22 protein-coding genes are annotated in these 25,687 nt (G+C 72.2%); 11 read left to right on the forward strand and 11 right to left on the reverse strand.

Features of this window, described 5'->3' with window-relative positions; translation table 11 throughout:
* From ACSDG8_RS21985 to ACSDG8_RS21995, 3 genes are read right to left on the reverse strand one after another with little or no spacing between them, the layout of a single operon-like run.
* Entirely contained in the window at positions 1-885 is an 885-nt protein-coding gene (locus ACSDG8_RS21985; protein ID WP_120573242.1) for an ABC transporter permease, read from the reverse strand.
* Positions 875-1,654, reverse strand: coding sequence for an ABC transporter ATP-binding protein (locus ACSDG8_RS21990; RefSeq protein WP_210896193.1), 780 nt, complete (start codon positions 1,652-1,654; stop codon positions 875-877). Before ACSDG8_RS21990 ends, ACSDG8_RS21985 begins: the two co-directional genes overlap by 11 nt.
* Positions 1,651-2,712, reverse strand: coding sequence for an ABC transporter substrate-binding protein (locus ACSDG8_RS21995; RefSeq protein ID WP_210896191.1), 1,062 nt, complete (start codon positions 2,710-2,712; stop codon positions 1,651-1,653). The genes ACSDG8_RS21990 and ACSDG8_RS21995 overlap by 4 nt, the downstream gene beginning before the upstream one ends.
* A 229-nt stretch (positions 2,713-2,941) precedes the next feature.
* On the opposite strand from ACSDG8_RS21995, the gene ACSDG8_RS22000 reads away from it, so the two are divergent.
* From ACSDG8_RS22000 to nudC, 3 genes are read left to right on the forward strand one after another with little or no spacing between them, the layout of a single operon-like run.
* Complete coding sequence (locus ACSDG8_RS22000; RefSeq protein ID WP_210896189.1) at positions 2,942-4,252, forward strand: M16 family metallopeptidase; 1,311 nt, start codon at positions 2,942-2,944, stop codon at positions 4,250-4,252.
* On the forward strand, positions 4,249-5,577 hold the full coding sequence (locus tag ACSDG8_RS22005; RefSeq protein WP_210896187.1) for a M16 family metallopeptidase: 1,329 nt from the start codon (positions 4,249-4,251) through the stop codon (positions 5,575-5,577). Before ACSDG8_RS22000 ends, ACSDG8_RS22005 begins: the two co-directional genes overlap by 4 nt.
* Positions 5,574-6,521, forward strand: coding sequence for an NAD(+) diphosphatase (gene nudC, locus ACSDG8_RS22010; protein ID WP_210896184.1), 948 nt, complete (start codon positions 5,574-5,576; stop codon positions 6,519-6,521). Before ACSDG8_RS22005 ends, nudC begins: the two co-directional genes overlap by 4 nt.
* 1,584 nt (positions 6,522-8,105) lie before the next feature.
* Here nudC and ACSDG8_RS22015 read toward each other — a convergent pair.
* The 3 genes from ACSDG8_RS22015 to ACSDG8_RS22025 form a co-directional block, all read right to left on the reverse strand.
* Positions 8,106-8,375, reverse strand: a complete 270-nt coding sequence (locus ACSDG8_RS22015) for a hypothetical protein (protein ID WP_210896182.1) — start codon at positions 8,373-8,375, stop codon at positions 8,106-8,108.
* Between the two features lie 197 nt (positions 8,376-8,572).
* Positions 8,573-8,812, reverse strand: a complete 240-nt coding sequence (locus ACSDG8_RS22020) for a DUF397 domain-containing protein (RefSeq protein WP_210896180.1) — start codon at positions 8,810-8,812, stop codon at positions 8,573-8,575.
* 71 nt (positions 8,813-8,883) lie between these two features.
* Positions 8,884-9,864, reverse strand: coding sequence for a helix-turn-helix domain-containing protein (locus ACSDG8_RS22025; RefSeq protein ID WP_210896178.1), 981 nt, complete (start codon positions 9,862-9,864; stop codon positions 8,884-8,886).
* Positions 9,865-10,069: 205 nt separating this feature from the next.
* On the opposite strand from ACSDG8_RS22025, the gene ACSDG8_RS22030 reads away from it, so the two are divergent.
* The gene (locus ACSDG8_RS22030) at positions 10,070-11,320 is read left to right on the forward strand and encodes an MFS transporter (RefSeq protein ID WP_210896176.1); all 1,251 of its coding nucleotides are present in this window, start codon (positions 10,070-10,072) and stop codon (positions 11,318-11,320) included.
* 75 nt (positions 11,321-11,395) lie between these two features.
* Here ACSDG8_RS22030 and ACSDG8_RS22035 read toward each other — a convergent pair whose 3' ends face one another.
* On the reverse strand, positions 11,396-11,638 hold the full coding sequence (locus ACSDG8_RS22035) for a mycoredoxin (RefSeq protein WP_120573252.1): 243 nt from the start codon (positions 11,636-11,638) through the stop codon (positions 11,396-11,398).
* A gap of 92 nt (positions 11,639-11,730) precedes the next feature.
* On the opposite strand from ACSDG8_RS22035, the gene ACSDG8_RS22040 reads away from it, so the two are divergent.
* The 3 genes from ACSDG8_RS22040 to ACSDG8_RS22050 all read left to right on the forward strand — a co-directional run bounded on the left by ACSDG8_RS22040 (position 11,731) and on the right by ACSDG8_RS22050 (position 14,734).
* Positions 11,731-13,854, forward strand: coding sequence for an ATP-dependent DNA helicase UvrD2 (locus ACSDG8_RS22040; protein ID WP_210896175.1), 2,124 nt, complete (start codon positions 11,731-11,733; stop codon positions 13,852-13,854).
* Positions 13,855-13,983: 129 nt separating this feature from the next.
* Positions 13,984-14,238 (forward strand): hypothetical protein, encoded by a 255-nt coding sequence (locus tag ACSDG8_RS22045; RefSeq protein WP_030503669.1) that lies wholly within the window; start codon positions 13,984-13,986, stop codon positions 14,236-14,238.
* A 130-nt stretch (positions 14,239-14,368) separates the two neighbouring features.
* A complete protein-coding gene (locus ACSDG8_RS22050) occupies positions 14,369-14,734 on the forward strand; it encodes a WhiB family transcriptional regulator (protein WP_073828771.1) in 366 nt (121 codons plus the stop codon).
* A gap of 316 nt (positions 14,735-15,050) precedes the next feature.
* Here the strand turns inward: ACSDG8_RS22050 and ACSDG8_RS22055 are convergent, their stop codons facing one another.
* The 3 genes from ACSDG8_RS22055 to ACSDG8_RS22065 all read right to left on the reverse strand — a co-directional run bounded on the left by ACSDG8_RS22055 (position 15,051) and on the right by ACSDG8_RS22065 (position 17,864).
* The gene (locus ACSDG8_RS22055) at positions 15,051-16,397 is read right to left on the reverse strand and encodes an ABC1 kinase family protein (RefSeq protein ID WP_210896174.1); all 1,347 of its coding nucleotides are present in this window, start codon (positions 16,395-16,397) and stop codon (positions 15,051-15,053) included.
* A 10-nt stretch (positions 16,398-16,407) separates the two neighbouring features.
* Positions 16,408-17,520: a TOMM precursor leader peptide-binding protein gene (locus ACSDG8_RS22060; RefSeq protein WP_210896173.1), complete on the reverse strand. Its 1,113-nt coding sequence runs from the start codon at positions 17,518-17,520 to the stop codon at positions 16,408-16,410.
* Positions 17,521-17,696: 176 nt separating this feature from the next.
* Positions 17,697-17,864 (reverse strand): DUF5679 domain-containing protein, encoded by a 168-nt coding sequence (locus tag ACSDG8_RS22065; RefSeq protein ID WP_007464795.1) that lies wholly within the window; start codon positions 17,862-17,864, stop codon positions 17,697-17,699.
* Between the two features lie 471 nt (positions 17,865-18,335).
* On the opposite strand from ACSDG8_RS22065, the gene ACSDG8_RS22070 reads away from it, so the two are divergent.
* Together ACSDG8_RS22070 and ACSDG8_RS22075 are read left to right on the forward strand one after the other, a co-directional pair.
* Positions 18,336-18,857 (forward strand): M48 metallopeptidase family protein, encoded by a 522-nt coding sequence (locus tag ACSDG8_RS22070; RefSeq protein WP_210896172.1) that lies wholly within the window; start codon positions 18,336-18,338, stop codon positions 18,855-18,857.
* Positions 18,858-19,013: 156 nt separating this feature from the next.
* Complete coding sequence (locus ACSDG8_RS22075; RefSeq protein ID WP_307871190.1) at positions 19,014-19,805, forward strand: hypothetical protein; 792 nt, start codon at positions 19,014-19,016, stop codon at positions 19,803-19,805.
* Positions 19,806-20,020: 215 nt separating this feature from the next.
* Here the strand turns inward: ACSDG8_RS22075 and ACSDG8_RS22080 are convergent, their stop codons facing one another.
* The gene (locus tag ACSDG8_RS22080; protein ID WP_210900133.1) at positions 20,021-21,292 is read right to left on the reverse strand and encodes a zinc-dependent metalloprotease; all 1,272 of its coding nucleotides are present in this window, start codon (positions 21,290-21,292) and stop codon (positions 20,021-20,023) included.
* A gap of 115 nt (positions 21,293-21,407) precedes the next feature.
* Here ACSDG8_RS22080 and ACSDG8_RS22085 point away from each other — a divergent pair, with 115 nt between their 5' ends.
* Positions 21,408-22,421: a YlbL family protein gene (locus tag ACSDG8_RS22085; RefSeq protein WP_210900130.1), complete on the forward strand. Its 1,014-nt coding sequence runs from the start codon at positions 21,408-21,410 to the stop codon at positions 22,419-22,421.
* 127 nt (positions 22,422-22,548) lie between these two features.
* Positions 22,549-25,542, forward strand: coding sequence for a UPF0182 family membrane protein (locus ACSDG8_RS22090; protein ID WP_247679690.1), 2,994 nt, complete (start codon positions 22,549-22,551; stop codon positions 25,540-25,542).
* The last annotated feature ends 145 nt before the right edge of the window (positions 25,543-25,687 follow it).

Below are 25,687 nucleotides of genomic sequence, written 5' to 3' on the forward strand. Positions count from 1 at the left end.
TCAGTTGCCGGCCTGGTCCAGCACGCCCCAGCGGCGGCGGATCGCCTTGTCGGCGGCCCCGAACGCGGTGTCCACCAGCAGACCCACCACCAGGATGACGATCATGATGGCCATCAGCCGCGGCGCCTCGCTCAGCTCGCGTGCGTAGGTGAGCTGTGCGCCGATCGAGGTGCGGGTGGCGATGACCACCAGCAGCTCACCGGCCATCAGGCTGCGCCAAGCGAACGCCCAGCCCTGCTTGAGCCCGGCCACGATGGCTGGCAGCGCGGCCGGCGCGATCACGTACCGGTAGAGGTTGAGCCCTCGCGCGCCGAGGTTGCGGCCGGCGCGGACCAGCAGCGGCGGCACGTAGTCCACGCCATGGATGACGCCGTTGGCGACCGACGGCGCGGCGCCGAGCACCACCACGAAGAAGATCGCCTGCTCGCTGAGCTGGAACAGCAGGATGGCCAGCGGGAACCAGGCGATCGACGGCATGGTCTGCAGCGCGGTGATCATCGAGCCGAGCGCGGCCCGGAGCACCTTGACCCGGGCCACGCCCAGCCCGAGCAGCAGACCGACCGCCACCGCGGCGGCGAAGCCGACCGCCGCCCGCCGGGCCGTGGTGGCCAGGCCCTCCCAGAGCGCCGAGCTGAGCAGGTACTCCCCGAGGTCGCCGAAGACCACGGCCGGGCCGGGCAGCGCCCACGGCTCCTTCCACCCGGACCAGACCACCGCCTGCCAGATCGCTACGGCGAGCGCGAGCGCGGCGAACTTGGGCCAGGTGGCCGACCACAGGCGGCGTACCCGGGACGGGCCCTTCTCCCGGCCGGCGATCTCCAGCGCGTCGAGCCCGGAGATCTCCGCGTCGGCCCGCGCCGACGCGGACAGGGTGTCACTGGCCATGCCGGCCCACCTCCTTGCGCAGCCGGTCGGTGACGTCGGCGGCGATGGCCGAGACCTCCGGCGAGTCGATCCGCCGGGGGCGCGGCACGGCGACCTCGGTGGAGTAGATGATCCGGCCGGGCCGGCTGGAGAGCAGCACGATGCGGTCGGCGAGCCGGGCCGCCTCGCGGACGTTGTGCGTGACGAACAGGACGGTGAGCTTGCGCTCGGTCCAGATCCGCTCCAGCTCGTCGTGCAGGATGTCGCGGGTCATCGCGTCCAGCGCGCCGAACGGCTCGTCCATCAGCAGCACCGGCGTCTCCAGCGCGAGCGTGCGGGCCAGCGCGACGCGCTGCCGCATGCCGCCGGAGAGCTGGTGCGGGCGCTTGCGGCCGAACTCGGACAGGTGGACCGTGCGCAGCAGCTCAGCCACCCGCTCCTTGCGCTGGTCACGGGGCAGGCCGCGCAGCTTCAGCGGCACCTCGACGTTGCCCTCGACGGTGAGCCACGGGAACAGCGCCGGCTCCTGGAACATCAGTCCCGGGTTGATGCCCTCGCCGAGCTCGATCGTGCCGCCGCTGGCCCGGTCCAGGCCGGCGACCAGGTTGAGCAGCGTGCTCTTGCCGCAGCCGGACGCGCCGACCATGCAGACGAACTCGCCGGGCGCGATGTCCAGCGACAGCCCGTCCAGCGCCAGGACGGCCTGATCGCCCTGGCCGTACACCTTGGTCACGCCGCGCAGCGCGACCGAGCCGGTCGCGCTGCGCGGGGTCGTGGTCGTCGACGTCACGGCTGGCTGACCTCGGTCTTGCCCTGCGCCTTGAGCACCTCGTTCAGGAACTTCAGGTCGTACAGGCCGTTCAGGTCGACCGGCTGGGTCAGCCCGACCGCGACGGCGTGGTCCAGTCCGGTCTTCAGCGAGGCCGGGATCGGGTCGTTCGTGAACTCCAGCGTGGGCCAGGCCTGCTTGATCAGCTTGAGGTCCAGCGGCTTGCCGGTGATCTTGCCGATGTGGGTGGAGATGGCCTGCTGCGCCTCGTCCGGCTTGGTGTTGACGAACTCGTTCGCCGCGACCTGGCCCTCGACCAGCTTCTTCACCACGTCCGGGTGCGCCTTGAGGAACTTGGTGCTGACCAGCAGGTTGGTGATGACGAACTTCTTGTCCGGCCAGAGGTCACGCTCGTCGACGAGCACCTTGCCGCCGGCGTTGACCAGCCGGGAGACGAACGGCTCGGGCACCCACGCGCCGTCGATGGCGCCGCTGCCGAAGGTCTCGATCGTCTGCGCGTTCTCCTGCGGGACGATCTTGACGTCGCCGCCGCCCTCCTTGGTGGTCTCCAGGCCCTTCTCCTTGAGCCAGAAGCGCAGCGCCACGTCCTGGGTGTTGCCGAGCTGCGGGGTGGCGATCTTCTTGCCGCGCAGCTGCTCCACCGAGGTGATGCCGGGCTTGACCACGAGCGCGACGCCGCCGGACGCCGCGCCGGAGATGACCCGGACGGCCTCCCCCTTGGACTTGGAGAAGGCGTTCACCGTCGGGTTCGGGCCGATGTACGTGGCGTCGAGCGCGCCGGAGAAGACGGCCTCGATGGCGGCCGGGCCGGCGTTGAAGGTCTTCGTGTCCAGCTCGACGTCGCTGCCGAGCTTCTCCTTGAAGATCCCCTTCTCCACACCGACCACGGCCGGGGCGTGCGTGATGTTGGGGAAGTAGCCCAGGCGCAGCGTCACCGGGCCGGACCCGCCGGCGGCGTCGCTGTCCTCGCCGCAGGCGGCGGTGGTGCCGAGCGTGGCCGCGCCGACGGCGGCCAGGGTCGCCAGGGTGACCAGGCGGCGCAGGGGAAGCCCTCTCATCGAATGTCCAATCCGCAGTATTCCTATTTAGTTGGTAGGAAGACTGGGGCAGGGGTCGGGCGGCGTCAAGACCCGATCCGAGCGCCGGGACCGCGACCTCGGCTTTCCCGATAATTCCCACCTGTTCGGTGGAGAAGGGGTGGCCGGTCGGTCAGCCCCCGGCACCGCCGTCCGGCGGGCCGCCGCACACCGGCGGTAGAGCCGGTACGGAAGCGCTAATGTCGATCTCGTGCCCACGCGGAGAGCGAAGATCCCAGCGACGAAGTACCCGGTCGAACGACTCACCCTCGACAACGGCCTGCGTGTGGTGCTCACGCCGGACCGCAGTGCCCCGGTCATCGGGGTGGCGGTGGTCTACGACGTCGGCATCCGCTCCGAGCCGGAGGGACGCACCGGGTTCGCCCACCTCTTCGAGCACCTGATGTTCCAGGGCTCGGAGAACCTGGAGAAGCTGGCCCACTTCCGGCACGTCCAGGGCGCGGGCGGAACGTTCAACGGCTCTACCCACCTGGACTACACCGACTACTTCGAGACGCTGCCCGCCAACGCCCTGGAACGCGCGCTGTTCCTGGAGGCCGACCGGATGCGCGGCCCCCGGCTGACCGAGGAGAACCTGCGCAACCAGGTCGACGTGGTCAAGGAGGAGATCCGGGTCAACGTGCTGAACCGGCCGTACGGCGGGTTCCCCTGGCTGACGCTGCCCCCGGTGATGTTCGACACCTTCCCCAACGCGCACGACGGCTACGGCTCCTTCGTCGACCTGGAGTCGGCGACAGTGGCCGACGCCGCCGACTTCTTCCGCCGCTACTACGCCAGCGGCAACGCCGTACTGGCGGTCAGCGGCGACATCGACGTGGCCGAGGCGACCACGCTCATCGAGCGGCACTTCGGCGACGTGCCGGCCCGTCCCGCGCCGGAGCGGCCCGACTTCGCCGAGCCCGACCTGACCACCGAGCGGCGCAGCACGTACACCGACGCGCTGGCCCCGCTGCCGGCCGTGGCCGGCGCGTGGCGGGTGCCCGACCCGATCAGCGACTTCGCCGGCTACCTGCCCTACGTGGTGCTGGCCGAGGTGCTCACCGACGGCGACGCGTCCCGGCTGGTCGAGCGGCTGGTGCAGCGCGACCGGTCGGTCACCAGCCTCGGCGGGTACGTCGGTTTCATGGGCGACCCGTTCGACGTGCGCGACCCCACCGCGCTGCTGCTCCAGGCGCACCTGCCGCCCGGCGGCGACGTCGACAAGGTGCTGCGCACGATCGACGAGGAGCTGGACCGGCTGGCCACCGACGGGCTCGCCGAGGGGGAGCTGGCGCGTACCCAGGCCCGGATGGCCACCCACCTGCTGCGCGACACCGACGCGGTGCTCGGCCGGGCGCTGCGGATGGCGGTGCTGGAACAGCAGCGCGGCGAGCCGGGCCTGCTCAACGAGCTGCCCCGGCTGGTCGGCGCGGTGACCGAGGACCAGGTCCGCGCCGCCGCCGCCAACCTGCGGCCCGAGCGCCGCGCATCAGTCGAGGTCGTCGCCGGAGGAGCCCGATGACTGCTACTACTGTCCGGCCGCTGCCGGCGCTGCGCCCGAACCGCCGCCTCAAGGTGCCCAAGCAGGCCGAGCGCACGCTGCGCAACGGCCTCACCGTGATCGCGGTACGCCGTTCCGCGGTGCCGCTCGTGGAACTGCGGCTCTGGATGCCGTTCGGCCGCGCCCACCTCGCCCGCGGCGCGATGCTGGCACAGACCATGCTCGCCGGCACGCAGGCGCACAGCGCCACCGAGATCGCCGCCGAGCTGCAGAAGGTCGGCGGCGCGCTGACCGCCGGTCTCGACCCGGACCGGCTGATGCTCTCCGGCGCCGGCCTGGTCACCGGGCTGGACCGGATGCTGGAACTGCTCGCCGAGGTGCTCACCGGCGCCACCTACCCGGCCGACTGGGTGGAGACCGAACGGGACCGGCTGGTCGACCGCATCCAGGTCGCCCAGAGCCAGCCGTCGCACCTGGCCCGCACCGCGCTGCTCAAGCGGATGTACGGCCGCCACCCGTACGCCGTGCAGACCCCCGACCCGGACCAGGTCCGGGCGGTCCGGCCCGCTGCGCTGCGCCGGCTGCACGCCGAGCGGGTGCACCCGGCCGGCGCGGTGCTCGTGGTCGTCGGGGACGTACAGCCGGAGCGGGCGCTGGACGCGGCCGAACAGGCGCTCGCCGGCTGGCGCGGCGATGGGCACGTCGCCGAACTGCCGCCCGCGCCGCCGCTGGAACCCGGGCCGCTGCTGCTGGTCGACCGGCCCGGCTCGGTGCAGTCCTCGCTGCGCCTCGCGCTGCCCGCGGTACCGCGCACCCACCCGGACCACGCCGCGTTGCAACTGGCGAACCTCATCTTCGGCGGCTACTTCTCCTCCCGCTGGGTGGAGAACATCCGCGAGGACAAGGGCTACACGTACGGGCCGCACTCGCTCGTCGAGCACTCGGTGGCCGGTTCGGTGCTCATCGCCGGCGCCGAGGTGGCCACCGAGGTGACCGCGGCGGCGCTCGTGGAGACGAACTACGAGCTGGGCCGGCTGGCCACGGTCCCGCCGAAGGCCGACGAACTGGAGCAGGCCCGCCAGTACGCGCTCGGCACGCTTCAGCTCGGCATGTCGACCCAGGCTGGGCTCGCGTCGCTGACCAGCGCGTACGCCGGCAACGGGCTGCGGCTGGACTTCCTCGCCGAGCACGCCGCCCGGCTCGCCGCCGCGACAGTGGACGACGTGGCCGAGGTGGCCGCCCGCTACCTGGCGCCGGCCCGCGCGGTCACCGTCGTGCTCGGCGACGCCGAGCGGGTGGCCGACTCGCTCACCGCGCTCACACCGGTGCGTACGGAATCCGCATGAGCGGCGAGCCCGCCCCGCCGCTGGCCCGGTCCACGCTCGACCGGGCCGCCCACCGACGTACCGACCCGGCCTGGCTGGCCGAGGCGTGGGAGCGGGCGCGGGTGCTGGTGCTCGACTCGGCGGCCGAGGGACGTGCCCTGGTCCGGGGCATGGCGGCCCCGCCGGAACTGGTCCTGGTCGGCCCCGGCGACCTGCCGGAGGTGCCCCGGTCGGTGCCGATGTTCCTCGGCGTCGAGCCGGACGGCGTACCGGTCTTCGCGGTGGACGGACCGCTGCCGGCGCTGCCGGAGACCCGCCCGGCGCACCTGCGCGAGGTGGGCCACCTGATGACCGACCGGGACGCGGGCCTGTTCACCACCGCGCTGGCGCTGCTCAACTGGCACCTGCGGCACGGCTACTCGTCCACGACCGGGAAGGCGACACGGGCCGACGAGGCGGGCTGGTCCCGGATCGACCCGGGCGGCGACCGGGTCTGGCCGCGTACCGACCCGGCCATGATCGTGCTGGTGCACGACGGCGTGGACGGCGCGGACGGCCGCTGCCTGCTCGGCAACAACGCGGCCTGGCCGCGCACCCCCGGGCAGCGCCGCTACTCCTGCCTGGCCGGATATGTCGAGCCCGGCGAGTCGGCCGAGGCCGCCGTGCTCCGCGAGGTCCGCGAGGAGGTCGGCGTCCCGGTCGAAGAAATCATGTACGTCGGCAGCCAGTCCTGGCCGTTCCCCGGCTCGCTGATGCTCGGATTCCTCGCCCGCGCCGACGCAGAGGCGCCGATCCGGGTCGACCTGGCCGAGATCGCGCACGCTCGCTGGTTCACCCGCCGGGAGATCGGGGCGGCGCTGGCCGGTGAGCCGGTACCGGTGGGCGGGGGAGACCGGCTGGTGCTGCCGCCACCGTCGTCGATCGCGTTGTTCCTGGTGCACCGCTGGCTCGACGGCCACTGCTGACCCTCCTGCCCCCGTCCGTCCGCCCGTCCGCCCGTCGGGTTGGCGGGTTTCGGCTGGCGCCGCGGCGCCAGTTCGGGGAAGTGGTGTGGTCAAGGGCGCCGGGATCCAGCCACCTCCCCGAACTGGCGGGGTGGGGGTGGGTGGGACACCGCCACCTCCCCGAACTGGCTGGACGGGGGTGGGTGGTATATCGCCACTTCGCCGAGCTGGTGTGCGAGCCGGTTTCGGTGGTCGTGTCACCGGCGGGGTGCGTGCGGCGGGATTCATGGCTGGCTTGGCGGGTTTCGGCTGTCGGATGACGCCAGTTCGGGGGAGTGGTGTGGTCAAGGGCGGTGGGACGCAGCCACCTCCCCGAACTGGCGAGGCGGGGTGGTGCGATACCGCCACTTCGCCGAGCTGGTGGGTCGGGCCGGGTTTGGGCGGTCGTGCTTCCGCAGGGTGTGTGGGGCGGGATTCAGGGTTGGCTTGGCGGGTTTTGGCTGTCGGATGACGCCAGCTCGGGGAAGTGGCGTGGTCAAGGGCGGTGGGATCCAGCCACCTCCCCGAACTGGCGAGGCGGGGTGGTGCGATACCGCCACTTCGCCGAGCTGGTGGGTCGGGCCGGGTTTGGGCGGTCGTGCTTCCGCAGGGTGTGTGGGGCGGGATTCAGGGTTGGCTTGGCGGGTTTTGGCTGTCGGATGACGCCAGCTCGGGGAAGTGGCGTGGTCAAGGGCGGTGGGATCCAGCCACCTCCCCGAACTGGCGAGGCGGGGTGGTGCGATACCGCCACTTCGCCGAGCTGGTGGGTCCGGCCGGGTTTGGGCGGTCGTGCATCCGCAGGGTGTGTGGGGCGGGATTCAGGGTTGGCTTGGCGGGTTTTGGCTGTCGGGCGGGCGCCAGCTCGGGGGAGTGGCGTGGTCAAGTGCACCGGGATCCAGCCACCTCCCCGAACTGGCGAGGCGGGGTGGGGCGATACCGCCACTTCGCCGAGCTGGCGAGCCCGCTGGGGTTCGGCGGTCGTGCTACCGCTGGGCGCGAGGGGCGGGACTCGGGGTTGGTTTGGCGGGTTTCGGCCGGTGGGTGGCACCAGATCGGGGAAGTAGCGCCGTGGAGGCCGGTGAGTTACCGCCACTTCGCCGGGCTGGCGGGGTCGGGCTGGGTGCGATGTCGCCATCTCGCCGAGTTGGCGAGGTGGGGGTGGGTGCGATACCGCCACTTCGCCGAGCTGGTGGGCGAGCCGGTTTCGGTGGTCGTGTTTCCGCGGGGTGCGTGAGGCGGGATTCGGGGTTGGTTTGGCGGGTTTCGGCCGGTGGGTGGCGCCAGCTCGGGGAAGTGGTGTGGTCGAGGGCGGTGGGATCCAGCCACCTCCCCGAACTGGCGAGGCGGGCCGGACCTGGGCCGGGCGGACCTGGGCCGGGCGGACCTGGGCCGGGCGGACACGAGGCGGGGCGGGGCCGGGCGGGTGGAACGGGGTGGTGGACACGGTCCCGGCCCGGACCGTCGTTGCCGCGACGGTCGCGGGCCGGGAACACGGGCCGTCGTGGCCGGGTGAGGCGATGGTCGGCGGGGGAAGCCGGTCCGGCCACGACGGACGTCAGCGTCCGGTCATCCACCGTCCCAGCGGTACGGGTGCCCGGGTGCGGGCTCCTCGATGGGCAGCACCTTGACCCGGTGCCGGCCGGCGCGTACCGCCCCGACCGCGGACAGCGCCCGGGCGAGCAGGAGCGCGGCGTCCCGGTCCTCGGCGTGGACGACCTGGCGGCGGGGTTCCGGCGTGCTCGTCTCGTCCCGCAGGCGGCCCCCGCCGGCCCAGGCGGCGGCGATGTCGGCGTCGGCGGCGGTACGGATCTCGGTGCGGACGATCAGGAACCGCATGGTGTCCCCCGGACAATCGGCGGTTACACGCTGGAACTTCCACGTCACTCCCGCGTCATGTTACGCCGATGTGTACTCCCGACAAGTGGAACGCGCCAGCTCGACCGATCGGGGGATGCCAGGTCAGCACCGTTGTCGGGGCCGGACACGCGAGGGGGCCGCCGGCGTGACGCCGACGGCCCCGTACGTTCGCCGGATCAGTCCAGATCGAACTGACCGTTCTTCGCCCCGGCGAGGAAGCCGAGCCAACCGGCCCGGTTGAACAGCAGGGCCGGTCCGCTCGGATCCTTGCTGTCCCGCAGCGCCACGGTCGCCGGCCCGTTGCCGAGCGGCGCGACCTCCACGCAGTTGGAGGTCTGGCTGCGGGTGCTCTTGCGCCAGGCGGCGCCGGCGAGTTCTCCCGAGAGGGCGGTCGTGCTGGTACGGATCTCGTTCATGGTGCTTGCTCCTGGTGAGGTGCTCCGATGGGACCGAGCGACGCCGGAGCGCGGACGGTGTCCCTACCGGATCACCGCTCCGTGGTGAGGCGCCCCGAGTCCCGGCGGCGCTGGGTCGGCGCCGTTGCCGGCCCGTACACCGCCGTGGACTCGACTGCCGTGCCGGTCAGCCGTCCTGTCGCCTCGATCAACCAGGAGAGGGTGTCCGATGCGGAGAGTGCCGACGAGCATAGCCACTCGAACACCACTTTATAGCGATTTAGGGTGTTCACCTCGGTCGACATGACGTCGGTGAACCCACCTTCGATGGCCAATGTCTCCGGATCGAGCGGATCGGCGAACCGGTAGACCGAGAACGCGGTCGGCGGAAGGTACCAGTCGCCCACCCGGGTGTCCCGCAACAGCAGCAGCAGCGTCACGTTCGGGAGCAGGGCCATCTCGCACAGGTGGACGAGCTGGTCGTGCAGCACCTCCGGCGGACCGGCGCGCCGGCCGAGGGCGGCCTCCTCCAGCACGGCCGTGTACCGGGGGACGTCGGGGGAGCGCGTCAGCAGCGACTGGCGGGCCTGCCGCGCGCGTACCTCGGTCTCCGGGTCCTCGTGCTCCTGGTCGCCGGCCTCGGCGGCGACCTGCGCGGCCGACATGATCCGGTGCCGGGCGTACCCGGGCGTCTGCAACAGCCCCGGGACCAGCACCGGGTTGTACTCGGAGATCTCCGCGCAGCCGGCCTCCAGCTCGGCGAAGGCGCGCTGCTGCTGCGTCATCACCGGGAAGTTGCGCAGCCACCCGCGCATGTCGCCGGCCTCGTGGGTGATGCCGGTCAGTTCCGCGCGCTGCTCCTCGTCGGCGCCGTAGAGCGTCAGCAACACGTCCACGTCGTCCGGGTCGGGCCGGCTGCGGCCGTTCTCCAGGCGGGACAACTTGGATGCGGAGGCCCAGCCGATCCGCTCGATGACCTGGTCACCGGTCAGACCGGCCTGTTCGCGGAGCCGACGCAGCTCGATGCCGAGTCGACGGCGGCGGAGAATCGGGCCTGGTACGGCAGGAGGCACGGTGTCCTCTTTCCCGTCGACCGTCGCAGGACGCGACGGTAACTGTATGAAATTCGCCCCCCACGGTCAGTATGGACGGCGCGACCGGCGTCGGAGGTTCCGGCACGGGCGTGTCACGAGACAAAAAGAGGACTGTGGAGGGTGTCTTCACCAGCGCCCACCCCCGACGCGCCCCTGGTGGCGCACCCCTGCCGGAGGCAACCCGATGCGCACCGTCCTGCGCCGCCCCGACTTCCGTCTCCTCTTCGCCGCGCTGGTGGCGAGCATGGCGGCGGAGTCGGTGCTGCTGCTCGCCCTGGCCGTCTGGGTCAAGGACCTGACCGGGTCGGACAGCATGGCGGGGGCGACCATCTTCGCGGTCATCGCCCCGATGGCGCTCGCCCCGCTCGTCGGCTGGGTGGTCGACCGCTACCGCCGCAAACCCTTCTTCATCGCCGCCAACCTGGTCGCGGCGGCGCTGCTCAGCCCGCTGCTCACGGTCCGGGACCGGTCCGACGTCTGGGTGATCTACGTGGTCGCGGCGTTCTACGGCCTGTCGTACATCACCCTCGCCGCCGTGCTCAACGGCCTGATCCGGCATCTGGTTCCGGCCGAGTCGCTGGCCGACGCGAACGGTCTGCTGCAGACGGTCCGGCAGGGCCTTCGGCTGATCGGGCCGCTCGCCGGGGCGGGCGTCTACGCCGCCGTCGGTGGCTGGCTGCTCGCCGTCCTGGCCATGACCGGATTCCTGGTGGCCGCGGTGGTGGTCGGCCGGCTGCGGGTGCAGGAGCGGGAACCGTCGCGGTCCCGCCGAGGGCCGTCCGAGCTGGGCGCCGGGCTGCGCCACCTGACCGGCGAGCCGGCGCTGCGCCGGGCGCTGCTCGGGTACGGGCTGGGCTCGCTGGTGATGGGCTTCACCGAGTCGCTGATCTTCGCGTACGTGGATCTGGGCCTGCGCCGCGAGGCCGCGTTCGTCGGCGTGCTCGTCATGGTGCAGGGCGTCGGCGGCCTGGTCGGCGGCCTGTTCTCGGCCGCAGTGGTCCGCCGGTACGGCGAGGTGGGCGCGCTGGCCGCCGGCGTGACGTTCTTCGGACCGGCCGCGCTGGCGCTGGCGTACCCCCGGCTCTGGCTCGGGGTGGTGGCGCTGCTGCTGGCCGGCCTCTCGCTGCCGCTGACCATGGTGGGGTTGAACACGCTGATCCAGCGGCGGACGCCGCCGAGGCTGCTGGGCCGGGTCACCGCGGCGTCGGAAGCCCTGGTCAGCGGGCCGCAGGCGCTCTCCATCGGCACCGGCGCGCTGCTCGTCGGCGTGTTCGACTATCGGCTGCTGTTCGCGGTGGTCGGGGCGGTCACCACGGCGGCCGGCCTCTACCTGTGGCGGGGCCGCGGGCTGAGCGCGCCGGTCGCCGGACCGGTGCGGATCCCGAGGCCCCGCAAGCCGGCCGACGACGGCGTGCTCAGTCGCGGCGGCTCCTGAACGGCGAGCGGCTCCTGAACGGCGACGAGCGGCCGCACCCGGATCGGGTACGGCCGCTCGTGGCGTCGCGGGAGATCAGCCGGGCAGCGCGGCCAGGTGCTGCTTGACCTGGACGATCGAGGGGTTGGTCAGGGCGCTGCCGTCGGCGAAGCGCAGCGTCGGGACGGTCTGGTTGCCGCCGTTGACGCTCATCACGAAGTCCGCGGCCGCGGGGTCCTGCTCGATGTCGACCACCTCGTACGCGATGCCCTCCCGGTCGAGCTGCGACTTCAGCCGGTGGCAGTAGCCGCACCACGGGGTGGAATACATCGTCAACATGGTCTGGTCCTCCAAGGGGTGGCCTCGCGCCCGGTCCGATCAGGCCAGGCTAACCGCTGCAACGTCACACGATGCTGGGATGATTCCCTGCTGTGGGCGTTCACTCAGGTGCGGAACAGGTGCTGGCCGGGCTGGATCCGGAGCAGCGGTCCGCGGTGACCGCCCCGGCCGGGCCGGTCTGCATCCTGGCCGGCGCCGGCACCGGCAAGACCCGGGCGGTGACCTCGCGGATCGCGTACCGGGCGCTGACCGGCGACATCGCCGGCCGGCACGTGCTGGCGGTCACGTTCACCGCCCGCGCCGCGGCCGAGATGCGCAGCCGCCTCACCGTGCTCGGGGTGCAGGGTGTGCAGGCGCGCACGTTCCACGCCGCGGCGCTGCGGCAGGTCCGCTACTTCGCGCCCCGGCTGCTGGCCGGGCGCGCCATGCCGGAGCTGCTGGACAGCAAGGTGCGGGTGGTCACGCTCGCCGCCGCCAAGGTCGGGCTGCGCGCCGACCGGGCCGCCGCGCGTGACCTCTCCAGCGAGATCGAATGGGCCAAGTCGTCGCTGGTCGAGCCGGGGGAGTACGTGGTCGCCGCGGCCAAGGCGCTGCGCGAGACGCCGTACGAGCCGGCCCGGGTGGCCGAGGTGTTCGACGCGTACGAGCGGCTCAAACGCGGCAACGGGGTGATCGACTTCGAGGACATGCTGCGCGCCGCGGTGTGGGGCATCGAGGAGCACCCGGACGTGGCCGAGCAGGTGCGCAGCCAGTACCGGCACTTCGTGGTCGACGAGTACCAGGACGTCAACCCGCTCCAGCAGCGGCTGCTGGAGGCGTGGCTGGGCGGCCGGGACGACCTCACGGTGGTCGGCGACGCCAGCCAGACGATCTACTCGTTCACCGGCGCGACCTCGTCGTACCTGGTCGACTTCCCGCGCCAGCACCGGGGCGCGACAGTGGTCCGGCTGGTCCGCGACTACCGCTCCACCCCGCAGGTGGTCGGGCTCGCCAACGCGGTGATCTCCCAGGCCCGGGGCGCCGAGGCGCGGCTGCGGCTGGAACTGCACGGCCAGCGCCGGCCCGGTCCGGAGCCGGAACTGCGGATCTTCACCGACGAGCCGGCCGAGGCGAACGCGGTAGCCGCCCGCTGCCGGGCGCTCGTGGCGGGCGGCACGCCGGCGCGGGAGATCGCGGTGCTGTTCCGCACGAACGCGCAGTCCGAGGCGTACGAGAAGGCGCTCTCCGAGGCCGGGGTGCCGTACGTGCTCCAGGGCGCGGAGCGGTTCTTCGAACGGCCCGAGGTGCGCCAGGCGATGATCGCGCTGCGCGCCGCCACCCGGTCCGCGCCCGCTGACACGCCGCTGCGCGCCGCCGTGGTCGACGGGCTCACCGCTGTCGGCTGGGCGCCCGACGCGCCCCCACCGGGCGGCGCCGCGCGCGAGCGGTGGGAGGCGCTCGCCGCGCTGGTCCAGCTCGCCGACGAGTACGCGGCGCAGGCCGAGGAGGCGCCCGGCCTGACCGGGTTCACCGAGGAGCTCGCCCGGCGGGCGGCCCAGCAGCACGTGCCCACCGTCGAGGGCGTCACGCTCGCCTCGCTGCACTCGGCCAAGGGGCTGGAGTGGGACGCGGTGTTCCTGGTCGGGCTGGCCGAGGGCACGCTGCCCACCACGTACGCGAAGACCATGGAGCAGGTCGAGGAGGAACGGCGGCTGCTCTACGTCGGGATCACCCGGGCCCGCGAGTGGCTCTGGCTGTCGTACGCCACGGCGCGCTCGCCGGGTGGGCGGGCCCGCCGTCCCTCCCGCTTCCTGCCGCAGCTCGACAGGTCCGGCGGCGGTGAGCGGGCCGGCGGCGCCGGCCCGGCGCGGCGGGCCGAGCGGCGCCGGCCGCAGGTGGTCTCCTGCCGCATCTGCGGCGCCACGCTGCTCGCGGGCGCGGACCGCAAGCTGGGCCGCTGCCCGACCTGCCCGTCGGACATCGACGAGGAGCTGTACGAGCGACTGCGCGAGTGGCGGCAGCGGGTGGCCGGCGCGCAGAAGGTGCCGGCGTACGTGGTCTTCACCGACGCCACGCTCACCGCGCTGGCCGAGCGGAAGCCGGGGCGCACCGAGGAACTGGTGGCGATCGCCGGGATCGGGCCCCGAAAAGTGGGGCTTTACGGCGATACGGTGCTGGCCCTGGTGGCCGGCGCCACCGTGGACGAAGTCTGCCCGCAGAAAACTTTCGAAATCTAGCCGTAAATCGTTTGCCCTCGCCCGAGGACGAGGAATAGCCTCAGGACACACCTCGCGAGCGGCGCCGTTCTGGCTGCTCAAGGGGGATGAGTCCGTGGTCGGCACGAGGAGAGTAGGGAGGTGGCACCAGTGAAGATCTTCAACTATGAGCGTCTCGCGGCGATGCCGTCTGCCGTCGCTCCGCTGTCGGCCGTCCGGGTGGCCCTCGCTGCTCGACCGTCGGCTCCGCAGGTGCACCAGGTCCAGGTTCAGGCCGAGCTGAACCTGACCGTTGCGCCGATCGCCGGAGTCGAGGGGACCAGTGGCTTCGCGGGCATGGGCATCGATGGCGCCAAGAAGCGCACGGATGTCCGCGGCGTTCCACCTCGAGGTAGACCGGTCTGATCCATCAGACACCGGCTCACCTCGAGGCCGCGGAACCCGCTACCGGGATCCGCGGCCTCAGTTTTTTGCCCCGCCGAAGTACGTCGGAATGCGATCCACGAGATCGAAGTGAGAGAGAGGTGACCGGAGGATGAGTCTGGCGTTGGCCCCACTCGACGTGAGCGTCGAGGTGGAGGCGAACCTGCCCTGCCGGAAGTTCGACCCCGACCTGTGGTTCTCCGACTCGCCCGCCGAGCTCGAGCTGGCCAAGTCGCTCTGCGGGGACTGCCCGCTGCGCGTCGAGTGCCTGGCCGGGGCAGTCGAGCGAGCCGAGCCCTGGGGCGTCTGGGGCGGCGAGATCTTCGAGCGTGGCGCGGTCGTCCCGCGCAAGCGGCCCCGTGGCCGTCCGCGCAAGGAGGACCTCGCCCGTGACGCCCAGCTCCGGGTCGAGGCGGAGGCGCGACTGGCGGCCAGCGGGCTGTCCGAGTCGCGTAGCGCCGTCCGGCTGGCAGCCTGACAAACCTACGTTCCGAAACCGACCGATGCCGGTGTCCCTCCACCGGCCGAGCTGAGAGAGAAACCCGATGCTGAACCTGCCGAACGGATTTGAGATGCAACTACTCCACGAAGCGTTGTCCCGGGCTCGAATGCGCCGGCCTCAGGCCGGTCGCACCACCACGAGCACTGAGGCAACCCGTTCCGCCCGTACCGTCGCCATGCGGAGTCGCAGCCAGTCGGCGCGCGACCTGGGCGTCCTGTAGAACGATCACATGAAGAAGGGGCGGTGACCTGCTGGTCACCGCCCCTTCGCCTGTCCCGTGAGCAGCCGGTGCTCAGGGCACCGGCGCGAAGCCGGGCAGCCAGCGTTCCAGGATGGACCGGTAGGACGCCTTCGCCTCCAACTGGCAGAGCACCCCGATCGAACCCAGCGTGACCCGGTGGATCATCAGGTACGAGGGGGGCAGGTTGAGCTGCCGGCTGAGCTGGTAGGCGGGGGAGCGGGGACTGGCCAGCCGGGTCGCCTCGCCGCGCAGCCAGGCCCGGGTGAAGCGGAACTCGTCGGCAGCGATCGGCTCCAGCATGGGGCGGAGGAAGTCGAGCACCGCCGGGGCGTCGATCGATTCGGTACGGCTCACGAAGCCCTCGTCGCGCAGCCCTTCCACCACGGCGTCGGCGTCTCCGCGCAGCGCGAGCGCGGCGATGCGGCCGATCGGCTCCGGCGTGCCCTGCGGCATCCGGGCCACCGCACCGAAGTCGATCACACCGAGCCGCCCGTCCGGCAGCAGCCGGAAGTTGCCCGGGTGCGGGTCGGCGTGCAGCAACCCGGCCCGCTCCGGCGCGGAGAGGTGCAGCTCGGCCATCAGCCGGCCGGCCTCGTCCCGCTGCTCCTCGGTGCCCTCCCGGATGATCTGGGACAGCGGGATGCCCTCGACCCACTCGGTGATCAGCACCCGGGGCGCGGCGTCGAGCACCTCCGGGATGAAGATGTCCGGGTCGTCGGCGTACGCGGCGGCGAACGCCCGCTGCGACTCCGCCTCCAGCTCGTAGTCCAGCTCCTCGGTGATGCGTTCGCGCAGCTCGGCCAGGAGCGGCTTCACGTCCAGCCCCGGCTGGATGGCCCGGAACATGCCGCCGAGCCGGGAGAGCTGCTTGAGGTCGGCGAGCAGGGCGTCACCGGCCCCCGGGTACTGGATCTTCACGGCCACGTCCCGGTGCAGCGGACCGCCGTTCGGCCCGTACCCGGGGTCGCGCCACACCGCGCGGTGCACCTGGCCGATGCTGGCCGCGGCAGCCGGGGTGTCGTTGAACTCGACGAACCGGTCGCGCCAGTCCGGGCCGAGCTGCTCGGCGAGCACCTTGTGCACGGTGGCCGCCGGAAGCGGCGGCGCGGCCTCCTGGAGCTTGGTGAGCGCCTGCCGGTACGGCGCGGCCACCTCCTCGGGCAGCGCCGCCTCGAACACCGACAGGGCCTGGCCGAACTTCATCGCCCCGCCCTTGAGCTGCCCGAGCACGCTGAACAGCTGCTCGGCGGTGCGCTGCTGGATCTCGGCGGAAATGACGTCGGACGCGAGGCCGGTCACCCGCTTGCCCATGCCGAGGACGGTTCGACCGGCGAATCCGAGCGGCAGGGCGGCGAGTTTGGCGGTGCGGGACACGGCCCGGCGCGGGATGTCGGTCACCCGGCCATTGTTACCGACTCAGGGCCCTCACTGCTGCCGTGCGGCCGGGAGCGGCCGGGGCCGACCGGATCGGGCGACGCCGGCAGCAGCCGCAGGAGGGGTGCGGCGGCCACCGTCGGTGACGAACCCGGCCCGGGCCGGCGATCTCCACGGCACCGCCGAGCGTCTCCGGATGACCGCCGTCGAGCTGGGTCAGCGCCTCGGCGGTGGCGAAGGCGGCGGCGGCCAGCCGGGTGGTGGCGGCGCACGCCCGCTCGCCCCGGTCGGCGGCGAGCTGGGCGGCGAGCGCCGGCCAGTCCGGGTCGCGGTCGCCGCGGTGCAGGTCGAGGCAGCGCAGGCAGGGACCGACCGGCGGGCGGACCAGCGGGCCGATCACGGGTACGCCGCCGCGCAGGTCGAGCAGCAGGTGAGGCTGGCGCCGGCGAGCGTACCCGCTGGCCAGCAGCTCGGCCGGCCGGTCGACGCCGAGCTGCACCACCAGGTCGGGCCGGGCGGCCCGCGTCGGGGTCGTGGCAGTGCCGGGCGCGCACCGGTCGAGCGCCGCGCGTACCGCCGGGCCCAGGGGCCGGCCCAGCTCAGCGGCGGTCAGGCCGGTCCCGACCAGGTCGCCGGGGCCAACCGGGCCGGCCAGATCGGGTACGACGTGCCCGACGCCGGCCTGGGCCAGCGCGACGGCGACCGCCGCGCCGAGTCGTCCCGTGCCGGTGACCAGCACCCGGGCGGAACGGCGGCGGCGCAGCAGCCGGGCCGGTGTGCCGGGCAGATCGGGGGACGTCAGCGCCAGCGCGGCGGCCTCGGCAGCCAGCCGGGCCCGGGCCGCGCCGGCGAGGTCGCGGGGGAACAGGGCCTGCGCGGGGACCACCAGGCCGGCGTCCCGGAGCGTGTCGAGCAGCGCGCGTGCCTCGTCGGGCGGCACCCGGGCGGCGCCGGCCTCGGCCAGCACGGCGCGTTCGCTGCGGGTGCCGTCGAGCAGGTCGAGCAGGCGGGCCGTCCCCGGCGAGGACATCTCCAGCAGCACCGCCCGGCCGGGCGGCTCACCGAGCTGGAGCGTGTGGCGGTCGCGCCAGAGCCGGGTCAGGCCGGGCAGCAGGGTCGGACGGACGAGCGGTGTCGGGTCGGTCACGCCACTGATCGTGACCGTCTCCACGCGCTCCGTCGCTCGTTGTCCACAGGTGCGGCGAGCCGTGGCCAGCGTTGTCCACAGGATCTCGCCGGTTTTCCACAACTAGCCGGTAACTGTGTCGGTTACACGACGGGGAGGGTGGCTCTCGGCCACCCTCCCCGTGTGCGCGGTACGGGTCAGACCTTGGCCTTGCCCAGGATGCGGTTCACTGTTGTGCCGCACACCGGGCACTTGCCCTTGGCCATGTTCATGCCGGTCTTCGAGACCTCAACGTGCCCCTCGAAGTCCCGCTTCTCCTTGCACTTGACGCAGTAACCGTTGTAGGTCTGGGCCTGGTCGGCCACGGTAGCCTCCTCGTCTCGTCCGCCGGAGGTGTCCCGGCGGGTCTCCCTGCTGCCGAACGTGACGTCGGCGCCGGGGGGTTCTCCGCGGTCAGTCACCTGACCGTGGTTGGCGGACCCTACCCAGGTCTGGGCGGTTCCATGTCAGCTGTACGCCGACTCTGTGAGCAAGTCGACGTCGAGAGTGTGCATGCCGAGTTACGTCGGATAAGTCAGTTTCGCGCGGACACGCCGGGTAAAAGAGCCCAACTCCCCTTCGTGCGCCCCTGACGGCGGTCACTCACCGTAGATCACTTAACGTTGCGGAGGGGTGCTAGGTGATGGTCATCTACCATCGCAAAGAATTTTTTCTGGACTCCTGACAACCAACCGCCATTTTCCGGGCGCGTGTCGTCGTGTTGACTCTTGCGGAGTCCTGGTCAGTACGCATTAGCTTTCCATCGTGACAGTCAACCGAGGCTGCGCGGGCCGGTAATGGCCGTGACGCGGAAGCCCGTCGTCGAGGTACGGCGCAGCCAGCGCCGGCGGCGCACGGTGTCCGCGTACCGGGACGGCGAGCGCGTCGTCGTGCTGATCCCCGACCAGTTCTCCCGGGCCGAGGAGAGCGAGTGGGTCGACCGGATGCTGGCCCGGCTCGCCGCCCGCGAGGGCCGGCTCGCCCGCTCGGACGCCGAACTGCTCGCCCGTGCCGGGCGCCTGATCGACAGCTACCTCTCCGAGTACGGCTCGGCCGCCGCGCCCGCGAGCGTGCGCTGGGTGACCAACCAGAACGGCCGCTGGGGCTCCTGCACCCCCGCCGACCGCACCATCCGGATCTCGCACCGGATCCAGGACATGCCCGACTGGGTGATCGACTACGTCCTCCTGCACGAGCTGACGCACCTCATCGTGCCCAGTCACAACGCCGAGTTCTGGGCGCTGGTCGCCCGGTACCCGAGGTCGGAACGCGCCCGCGGCTACCTGGAGGGCGTGGCCGCCACCGCCGCCATCCCCTGACCGGGCCCTGTGCGGTTGATCATGAAGTTGACCTGGTGATCCGTCCGTTTCGTCACCGCCAACCTCATGATCGACGACGGGTGCGGGGATCGGAGTGCCGCGCGGACGGGGGCGGCGGCCGGCGCGACGGCGGGGCGCCGGGGTTAGGGTCGGCGGGTGTCCCGACGTGTGGTGGTGGCGTTGCTCGGCCCGGTGACCTGGACGCCGCCCGGAATCGAGCCGGCGCGATGGCGTACCGCCCTCGCCGAGGACGTGGTGGACCTGCTGGCCACGCTGAACGAGGTGGAGACCGCCGTCGCGGTCACCGCGCAGGACCGATGGCTGGCCGACGCCGTGGTCTGGCCCGGCACTCCCGTGTACGAGGTGCCGGAACCGACGCCGAACGCCGTGTTCGCGGTGCTCGCCGCCGCTTGGCAGGCGGCGGAGGCGGATCCGGCACGCGGCCGGGGGAGAGCGACGGTCGAAGCCTCCGACGGCTCGGCTACCTCTGTCGGCCCGGCGGCGGTTGACGGTCTCGCTGGCCCGAATGGCCGGGAGGCGGTTGACGGCTCGGCTGCCGTTGCCGGTGCGACGGCGGTTGACGGCCCGGCGGCGGTCTATGACCAGGTCGCGGTGGTGGCGGCCGACGCGCCGGACGTGCCGGGCCTGACGCTCGGCAAGCTGCTGCGGCCGCTGACCACCCGACTGGTGGCGGTGGCCCCGGTGGAGGGAAGCGGAACCGGGCTGCTGGGAGTGGCGGCGCGACTGCCCGTACCGGCGTGGTTGCCGGCGCTGGACCTGAACACGACCGAACCGGCCGAGGTGCGCCGGGCCGCCCCGAACCCGGGGGACGTGGCGGTCACTGCCGGCTGGCGCCGGATGCGCGGCCCCGCCGACCTGGCCGCGCTCGACCAGGCCGTCGAGGGCTGGGAGGCCACCCGGGCCCTGCTGTCCGGCCGCCCCGCCTGACCCCTGCCGCGCCCCCCCACCCACCCCCGCCCGCGGCGTGCACCCCGCCCGCCACTCCGTCGATCTTGGAGTTGTGGTGCCTCATAAAAGCCGCCACTCGGGCATCCTGGGCGCCACAACTCCAAGATCGACGAGGCGGGGTCGGGCCGGGACTGTGAGGGCGGGACGTGGGCGGGCCCGCACGGTGGAACCGTGCGGGCCCGGGCCGTACCGCGTCAGCGCTTGTCGTCGTCCTCGCCGGGGGGCTTCTCCTCGGGCGCGCCCGGCGCGGAGAAGTCGAAGTTCGCCAGCTCGTCGTCGAGATCGGTGCTGGTCGCGGCGAACGCCTCCGGCGCGGCGAAGTCGTCGTCGGAGGGCAGCAGGTCCGGGTGGCCCCAGACCGCGTCCCGGCCGGCGATCCCGCGGTGCTCGGTCAGCGCCGCCCACAGCACGGTCGCCTCGCGCAGCCGGCGCGGCCGCAGTTCGAGACCGACGAGCGCGGCGAACGTCTGCTCGGCCGGGCCGCCCGCGGCGCGGCGGCGGCGGAACGCCTCGCCGAGGCGTACGACGTTGGGGAGGCGGTCACCGGCGGCGCTGTCGACGACGTGGCAGACCCAGCCCTCGACCAGGGCGAGGACGGTTTCCAGCCGGGCCAGCGACGCCTTCTGCGCGGGGGTGTCCTCGGGCGTGAAGATGCCCTCCAGCGCGATCGCCTGCATCGACTCCGGGTCGGTCGGGTCGACCCGGCCCATCGCCTCCTCGATCGCCTCCCGGTTGACCCGGATGCCCGCGGCGTAGTTCTCCACCGCCGTCAGCACGTGCCCGCGCAGCCACGGCACGTGCTGGAACAGCCGCTGGTGGGCGGCCTCGCGCAGGGCCACGTAGAGGCGTACCTCGTCCTCGGGCAGCTCCAGGCCCTGGCCGTACGCCTTGATGTTGGCGGGGACGAGCGCGGCGGTGCCGGCGGGGCCGAGCGGCAGGCCGATGTCACCGGCGGAGAGCACCTCGGCGGCGAGTGAGCCGAGCGCCTGGCCGAGCTGGCCGCCGAAGAGCGCGCCGCCGAGGGTGGCGACCATCGACTGCATCGGGCCGAGCTGGGCGCGGGCCTCCGGCGGCACCAGGTCGCCCATCGCGCCGACCATCCGGCTGGCGACCGGGTCGCAGAGCTTGCGCCACACGTCGAGCGTCTTGAAGATCCACTCGTTGCGGTTCCAGGCGACCGAGGTGCGGATGCCGGAGGGCCACGAGGTCGCCGGCTCCAGCCAGAGGTCGGCGATGCGCAGCGCCTCCTCGACCGCGTTGCGTTCGAACGGCGAGACCGCCGGGTCGCCGGCGGCGGCGAGCTGGCTGGCGGCTACCTGCCGGGCGAGGTCCCAGTTGACCGGCCCGCTGCCCGGCGCCGAGAGCAGGTGCTGCAACTGCGACATGAACTGCTGCATCGCCGCGGGATCGTTGGGGTCCGGTGGTTGACCACCCGGGAGCGCGAAACCGAACGGAATATCAGGCACGACCTCTACGGTACGCGCGCGCCGCCGCAGGTCGTGCCACTCGGCGTTGCGCTGAGGGCGAAGTCCTCGGGTCACCTCGCCGGGCGGCGGGGTGCGGATCGGTACGCTCTGGCGCATGAGACGTCGCGGCGTGACCGTCCTTCTCGGTGCCCTGCTCACCGCTCTGCTCAGCGTCGGCGTGCTGAGCGTGCCGCTGCCGTACGTGGTGCTCGGCCCCGGTCCGACGGTGAACACGCTGGGCACCGAGGACGGCAAGGAGGTCATCCAGGTGACCGGCCGCGCGACGTCGACGTCCGCCGGTCAGCTCCGTCTCACCACTGTCGGTGTGCAGCCGACAGTGCGGCTCCGGTCGGCGCTGGCCGGGTGGTTCTCCTCGGACGAGGCGGTGGTGCCGCGCGAGCTGGTGTATCCGCCGGGGCAGTCGCAGGAGGAGGTCGAGAAGCGCAACGCGGAGGACTTCCAGAACTCGCAGACCAGCGCCGAGACGGCTGCCCTGCGTGAGCTGGGCTACCCGATCAAGGTGCTGGTCAAGGCGGTCACGCCGGGCGGCCCGTCGGTCGACGTGCTCCGGCCCGACGACGTGCTGACCTCGGTCGACGGGACGCCGGTGACGAGCGCGGCCAAGCTGACCGAGCTGATCCGGTCGAAGCCGGCCGGCACCGCGCTGAAGATCGGCTACACCCGCGGCGAGACTCCCGGCACGGCCACGGTGACCAGTCAGGAGCAGGACGGCCGCCCGCGGATCGGCGTGGAGATCGATCAGCAGCAGCCGCACCCGTTCACCCTCAAGATCGACCTGGGGGACATCGGCGGGCCGAGCGCCGGGCTGATGTTCTCGCTCGGCATCATCGACAAGCTGGAGCCGGCCGACCTGACCGGCGGCAAGGTCATCGCCGGTACCGGCACCATCGACGACGAGGGCCGCGTCGGCCCGATCGGCGGCATCGCGCAGAAGCTCGTCGGCGCCAAGGAGGCCGGCGCGAGCGCCTTCCTGGTGCCCGCCGACAACTGCGCCGAGGCCGTCCGCAACCCGCAGCCGGGCCTGCCCATGCTGAAGGTCGCCACGCTGGACGACGCATTGACGGCGCTCGAGGCGCTGCGGGCCGGGGGGCAGCCGACGCGCTGCTGAAGCGGCCCGGGCCAGGTCCACCGCGCCGATCGTGACGTGACCTTGACCCGACGTGCTCAGGAAGACCCCGTACTCTTGGTGCCTGGTCGGAGCCGATCACATCGAGCGTGCGGAGCCAACAGTGGTCATGCGTAGCAGTCCCTTGCCGAGGATGAGCCGACGCGGACGCGTCACCATCGGTGTCCTGATCGGGGTGTTCGTCTTGTTCACCCTGCTCGGCTGGGGCGTCAACGCGTGGACGGACTGGCTCTGGTTCAACGAGGTCCGCTACACCCAGGTCTTCACCGGTGTCCTCGCCACCCGGCTGCTGCTGTTCCTGGTGATCGGTGTCGGCATGGCGCTGATCGTCGCCGGCAACCTCTGGCTGGCCTACCGGCTGCGGCCCCGGATGCGCCCGCACTCGGCCGAGCAGGCCACCCTGGAGCGCTACCGGATGCTCCTGAGCCCCCGGCTCGGCACCTGGATCGCGCTCGCCGCCGCCGTCGTCGGGCTGTTCGCCGGCCTGTCCGCGCAGAGCCGGTGGAGCCAGTGGCTGCTGTTCCGCAACGGCGGCGACTTCGGCGTGAAGGACCCCGAGTTCGGCATCGACGTCGGCTTCTACGTCTTCCAGCTCCCGTTCTGGCGCTACCTGCTCGGTGTCGGCTTCACCGCTGTCGTGCTGGCCCTGCTCGGCGCGCTCGCCGTGCACTACATCTTCGGCGGGGTGCGGCTCCAGGGCATCGGCGACCGGATGACGAACGCCGCCCGCGCCCACCTCAGCTCGCTGGTTGCGGTCTTCGTGCTGCTCAAGGCCGTCGCGTACGTGCTGGACCGGCGGGCCATGCTGCTTGAGTACAACGAGGGCGCCAAGCTCTACGGCGCCGGCTACGCCGACGTGAACGCGCTGCTGCCGGCGAAGGAGATCCTCGCCTGGATCTCCGTCCTGGTGGCGCTGGCGATCATCGTGTTCTCCAACGCGGTCATGCGGAACCTGGTCTGGCCGGGCATCTCGCTCGCCCTGCTCGGCGTCTCCGCGGTGGCGATCGGCGGCATCTACCCGTGGGCCGTGCAGACCTTCGAGGTCAAGCCGAGCGCCCGCGACAAGGAAGCGCCGTACATCGAACGCAGCATCAAGGCCACCCGGTCCGCGTTCGGTCTCGACGGCACGAAGACCACACCGTACGCGGCGAGCAACCTCGTTCCACCCGCCAGCCTGGCCACCGACACCTCGGTGGTGCAGAACGTCCGGCTGCTCGACCCGCAGCTGGTCTCCGAGACGTACACCCAGCTCCAGCAGGTCCGCGGCTTCTACGACTTCGGCCCGAAGCTGGACATCGACAGGTACTCGGTCAAGGACAAGACCTCCGACTACGTGGTCGGCGTCCGTGAGATCAACTACGGCGAGCTGACCGACCAGCAGAGCAACTGGATCAACCGCCACACCGTCTACACCCACGGGTACGGCCTGGTGGCCGCCCCGGCGAACCAGGTGGTCTGCGGCGGTCAGCCGTACTTCGTCTCCGGCTTCCTCGGCGAGAAGGCGCAGGAGGCGTGTTCCTCGCCGGCCGAGGACATCCCGGCCCAGCAGCCGCGGATCTACTACGGCGAGCGGATGGAGCCGGGCGACTACGCGATCGTCGGGCAGGACGGCGACCGCAACGTCGAGTTCGACCGGCCCACCTCGACCGGTGGCGAGCAGTACTACACCTACACCGGCGAGGGTGGCGTCAAGATCGGTTCGTTCCCCCGTCGCCTGCTCTACTCGATCAAGGAGCAGGAGCCGAACTTCCTGCTCTCCGAGGCGGTCAACGAGAACTCGAAGCTGCTCTACGTGCGTAACCCGCGTGACCGGGTGGAGAAGGTCGCGCCGTTCCTCACGCTCGACGGCGACCCGTACCCGGCGGTCGTCAACGGCCGGGTCCTGTGGATCATCGACGGCTACACCACCGCGGCGACCTACCCGTACGCCGAGCGGGTCAACCTCCAGGCGGAGACCGCCGACGAGCTGACCGGCCGGGGCACGTTCCAGCTCGCCCGGGAGAACGTCAACTACATCCGCAACTCGGTGAAGGCGACTGTCGACGCCTACGACGGCACGGTCAAGCTCTACTCGTACGACGACACCGACCCGGTGCTCAAGGCGTGGAACAAGGCGTTCGGCGGTGACGTGGTGCTGCCCAAGGGCGACATCCCGGCCGAGCTGGCCGAGCACTTCCGCTACCCGGCGGACATGTTCAAGGTGCAGCGCAACCTGCTCACCAAGTTCCACGTCACCGACCCCGGCGACTTCTACTCCGGCCAGGACTTCTGGCAGGTGCCGAACGTGCCGGACGCGCCGGACAGCGGGCAGAAGCAGCCGCCGTACTACCTCTTCACCCAGTTCCCCGGGCAGCAGGGGCCACGCTTCCAGCTGACCTCCGCGGTCACTCCGAACGGGCGGCAGAACCTCGCCGCGCTGGTCTCCGGCTCGTACGTCGACGGCAAGCCCCAGCTGGAGGTGCTGGAGCTGCCGGACCAGACCCGGATCTCCGGGCCGACGCAGGTGCACCAGCAGATGACGAACAACGGCGACATCCGGCAGCAGCTGAACCTGCTCTCCTCCAACCAGGCCCAGGTGCAGTACGGCAACCTGCTGTCGCTGCCGTTCGCCGACGGCATGCTCTACGTCGAGCCGGTCTACGTGAAGAGCAGCAACCAGGACGCGTACCCGCTGCTGCAGAAGGTGCTGCTCTCCTACGGTGACGGCGGCTCGTACGTGGTGCTCGCCAACAACCTCAACGACGGCATCAAGCAGCTCGTCGAGCAGGGCAAGCGGGCGCCGAACAACAACCCGCCGCCCAGCACCGACGACAACGACACGACGACGCCGCCGCCGACCGGCGACAACAACAACACGCCGCCGCCGGCGACCGGGGAGCTGGCCCAGGCGGCCGCCCGGGTGCAGACCGCGATCACCGAGGTCAAGGCCGCGCAGACGTCCGGCGACTTCGAACGGTACGGGCGCGCGCTGAAGGCGCTGGACGAGGCGATGAGCGCGTTCCAGCAGGCCCAGGCGGCGGCCGGCGGCTCGGGCAACCCGGCGCCGTCGGGCAGCGTCTCACCGCCGGCGCCCACGTCGCCCGCGCCCACGCCGAGCGGCTGACGCCGAGCCGACACCACGAGCCCGTGGTCCGGGACCGCAACGGTCACCCGGACCCCGGGCTCGTGTCGTCTTCCGGACTCCCCACCCGCAACCCCGCACCCCACTGCGCCGTCAACAGTGCAGATGGACGTGTGGGGGGCGGGAT

The organism is Micromonospora sp. LA-10, from assembly GCF_051853095.1.
Taxonomy (GTDB): Bacteria; Actinomycetota; Actinomycetes; order Mycobacteriales; family Micromonosporaceae; genus Micromonospora; species Micromonospora echinospora_A.

Coding starts and splice junctions, on each gene's coding strand:
- ACSDG8_RS21985 (WP_120573242.1), bottom strand. CDS start 885: ATGGCCAGTGACACCCTGTCCGCGTCGGCGCGGGCCGACGCGGAGATC.
- ACSDG8_RS21995 (WP_210896191.1), bottom strand. CDS start 2,712: ATGAGAGGGCTTCCCCTGCGCCGCCTGGTCACCCTGGCGACCCTGGCC.
- ACSDG8_RS22005 (WP_210896187.1), top strand. CDS start 4,249: ATGACTGCTACTACTGTCCGGCCGCTGCCGGCGCTGCGCCCGAACCGC.
- nudC (WP_210896184.1), top strand. CDS start 5,574: ATGAGCGGCGAGCCCGCCCCGCCGCTGGCCCGGTCCACGCTCGACCGG.
- ACSDG8_RS22015 (WP_210896182.1), bottom strand. CDS start 8,375: ATGCGGTTCCTGATCGTCCGCACCGAGATCCGTACCGCCGCCGACGCC.
- ACSDG8_RS22020 (WP_210896180.1), bottom strand. CDS start 8,812: ATGAACGAGATCCGTACCAGCACGACCGCCCTCTCGGGAGAACTCGCC.
- ACSDG8_RS22030 (WP_210896176.1), top strand. CDS start 10,070: ATGCGCACCGTCCTGCGCCGCCCCGACTTCCGTCTCCTCTTCGCCGCG.
- ACSDG8_RS22035 (WP_120573252.1), bottom strand. CDS start 11,638: ATGTTGACGATGTATTCCACCCCGTGGTGCGGCTACTGCCACCGGCTG.
- ACSDG8_RS22050 (WP_073828771.1), top strand. CDS start 14,369: ATGAGTCTGGCGTTGGCCCCACTCGACGTGAGCGTCGAGGTGGAGGCG.
- ACSDG8_RS22070 (WP_210896172.1), top strand. CDS start 18,336: ATGGCCGTGACGCGGAAGCCCGTCGTCGAGGTACGGCGCAGCCAGCGC.
- ACSDG8_RS22085 (WP_210900130.1), top strand. CDS start 21,408: ATGAGACGTCGCGGCGTGACCGTCCTTCTCGGTGCCCTGCTCACCGCT.
- ACSDG8_RS22090 (WP_247679690.1), top strand. CDS start 22,549: ATGCGTAGCAGTCCCTTGCCGAGGATGAGCCGACGCGGACGCGTCACC.